We start from the raw sequence: 2,835 nt of genomic DNA on the forward strand, positions 1-2,835 counted from the left end.
ACGAGCACTGCGGAGGAACAGGACCCCGCCAGTCGAGACGAACCCAAGGGTCAAAATCGTCCATGAAGCCTGAAGACCCCTGGATTCAGCGTGAGGAACCTTCAGTTCGCCCGAACTCTGGGAAATCAAGGCCTTCCACTCGGGTCCGCGTCACCAGCCGCAAAGTAACGCTGTGTGACTACTGCTGTGAGGCTTGGCCATGGACTCCTTCGTGAGGCCGGGCCGCAATGTAGCAAAGCGTTATGTGGCTCATCGCAGAAGAGGGTGTAGTCGGGGTCCGTCGGTTTTCGAGGTCGTCCGCACGGATTTTCACGCTCGGCTGCACTCCTATCCGAGCGCGACGAGACGTGCGCCGGGGAACGAGCTATGCACCGTCGTTGCCATCGCGCAGGGAATGGATCATGCTCCGCAGGATCCGGAACGCGTCTGACTGCTCGGTCTCGGTCATGCCGGCCAGCATTCTGACCTCGACGGACCGGACCGCTACGGTCGCCTTCTCGAGGCTCCGTCGGCCGCGAGGCGTGAGCCGCGTGGGAAGAACCTTTCCGACGGGTGCCTCAGCAGGCCTGGTCACGTAGCCGTCTCGTTCCAGGGCCTGGAGCAGCACGTTCATCGTCTGCCGGGTCACGAACGCGCCCCGTGCGAGCTCGGAGTTCGACAAGCCCGGTCGTTGAGCCAGCAGCTCGAGGCAGGAGTAGTGCGTCACGCTCATCCCGAGCGGCCGCAGCACCTCCTCCATGGCTGCACGGAGGGCGCTCGACGCCTCTTTCAGCAGGTAGCCCAGTGACGTCTCCAGGTCGACGCCGACACCGTTTTGACTCATGTCAGTATTCTGACATAGATTGGCCTGTGTCAGAAAACTGACACGAAGAGAAGGAGCATCATCATGCCCGCCACCGGCCCCGACTTCATCTCGCTCCAAGCGCGCGACCTCGACGCTTCGCAGGCGTTCTACGAGCAGTACCTCGGCCTCGTCCGCTCGCAGACCGGACCTCCGCACGCCGTCGTCTTCGAGACGAAGCCGATCGCGTTCGCACTCCGCGACATCGTTCCCGGCACCGATCTCGCATCCGCTGCTCAGCCCGGCATCGGTGCCGCGATCTGGCTCCACGCCACAGACGTCCAAGCCATTCACGATGCTCTGGTCGCCGACGGTCACACCATCGTCTCCGCACCGATCGACGGCCCCTTCGGTCGGACATTCACCTTCGCCGACCCCGACGGCTACCAGATCACTCTCCACGATCGCGCCTGACAGGCCAAACGCCACCGGACGATCACCGGCCCCCAAAGACCGAGGTTGCGCCCGAGGCTCGAGAATCCAGGCGACGTTTGTTTACCCGGGGTGATCACTTTTCCGGCTCTTCACACGTGGGGTGGACGGAGTGTGACGTCGAGGCCGGGCGGTCATGGTTCGGCACGTCGAGGTCTCTCAAGGATAGAGGTTCCTACGCCGCCCACCGGAAGACCTCGACGTGCCCGATGCTACCGTCGGCGCGGGCTTCGCCTGCGCTGATCTGACCACCTTCTGCCGACTCGACGAACTCGGACTCGAGGTCACCGGCCAACGACTCGACCCCGACCGTGCCGTCCTCGCCTGCCGTGTCGTTGAACCTGACCAGTGGTGCCGGCGCTGCGGGTCGCAGGGATCGCCGCGGGACACCGTGACCAGGCGCCTTGCTCACGAGCCGTTCGGGTGGCCTCCCACGACGCTGCTGGTCACGATCCGCCGTTACCGGTGCGGCGCCTGCGGGCACGTGTGGCGCCAGGACACCACCCGTGCCGCCGAGCCACGAGCGAAGCTCTCGCGCCGCGGGCTGCGGTGGGCACTGGAGGCAATCGTGGTCCATCACCTGACCGTGGCCCGAATCGCCGAAGGCCTCGCGGTTTCGTGGAACACCGCCAACGACGCGGTCCTGGCCGAGGGCAAGCAGGTCCTGATCAACGACGAGCATCGCTTCGACGGCGTCCACGTGATCGGGGTCGACGAGCACGTGTGGCGACACACCCGCCGCGGCGACAAGTACGTCACCATGATCATCGACCTCACCGGGATCCGTGACGGCACCGGGCCGGCGCGGCTGCTGGACATAGTCGAGGGCCGCTCCAAACAGGCGTTCAAGACCTGGCTGACCGAACGACCCAAGGCTTGGCGCGACGGGGTCGAGGTCGTTGCGATGGACGGATTTACCGGTTTCAAGACCGACACCGCCGAAGAGCTCCCTGACGCGGTCGCGGTGATGGACCCCTTCCACGTCGTGCGGCTGGCCGGTGAGGCGCTCGACCAGTGCCGGCGCCGGATCCAGCAGATCCTCCATGGCCACCGCGGCCGCAAGGACGACCCGCCCAAGCTCTCGCGCCGCGGGCGGGACGACTCGAACACCTACGCGGCTCCGCTCTCGGTTTCCGCAACCTCACCAACTACATCGCTAGGTCCCTGCTCGAGACCGGCGGCTTCAGGCCGCGACTACACCCTCGTCTGTGAAGAGCCCGTTATGTCTCTGGCGCGTTGCGTCGCCATCACGGGTGTGACATACCAGTCGGTATCCGAGCGGTTACAAACCATGTTTCTCCTGGCCTTCGTTGGAGGTCCAGGAGAAAGGGTGCGGGACATGCGACGCGAATGGGAGTTAGAGGACCTGATCGAGTGCTGGGCGCTGGATGAGGAGGAGTTCGCGCTGCTCGCGAACAAGTCCGGGGCGACGCGGCTCGGCTTCGTTATCTTGAGCCCTCAAGGCTCCGTCTCTGACGTGTATGACCTGCGCTAACTCCTTCCCGATCATCGTGGTGGATGCGATTACCTTCCGCTGTCCAGCACGGAAGCGGGGGATTCAA

At 64.8% G+C, this 2,835-nt stretch carries 3 protein-coding genes and 1 pseudogene; 3 read left to right on the top strand and 1 reads right to left on the bottom strand.

The features are described from left to right. Window positions 1–364 precede the first annotated feature (364 nt). The gene (locus ACTWQA_RS58715) at window positions 365–823 is read right to left on the bottom strand and encodes a MarR family winged helix-turn-helix transcriptional regulator (protein ID WP_138720978.1); all 459 of its coding nucleotides are present in this window, start codon (window positions 821–823) and stop codon (window positions 365–367) included. A gap of 63 nt (window positions 824–886) precedes the next feature. On the opposite strand from ACTWQA_RS58715, the gene ACTWQA_RS58720 reads away from it, so the two are divergent. From ACTWQA_RS58720 to ACTWQA_RS58730, 3 genes and pseudogenes are all read left to right on the top strand, one after another. Beyond that, window positions 887–1,255: a VOC family protein gene (locus ACTWQA_RS58720; protein WP_153262873.1), complete on the top strand. Its 369-nt coding sequence runs from the start codon at window positions 887–889 to the stop codon at window positions 1,253–1,255. A gap of 220 nt (window positions 1,256–1,475) precedes the next feature. Continuing rightward, a pseudogene (locus ACTWQA_RS58725) lies at window positions 1,476–2,485 on the top strand (ISL3 family transposase). 127 nt (window positions 2,486–2,612) lie between these two features. After that, window positions 2,613–2,768: a hypothetical protein gene (locus tag ACTWQA_RS58730; protein WP_443167446.1), complete on the top strand. Its 156-nt coding sequence runs from the start codon at window positions 2,613–2,615 to the stop codon at window positions 2,766–2,768. Window positions 2,769–2,835 lie beyond the last annotated feature (67 nt).

The sequence above is a fragment of the Nonomuraea sp. 10N515B genome (genome assembly GCF_052245915.1).
Lineage (GTDB): Bacteria > Actinomycetota > Actinomycetes > Streptosporangiales > Streptosporangiaceae > Nonomuraea.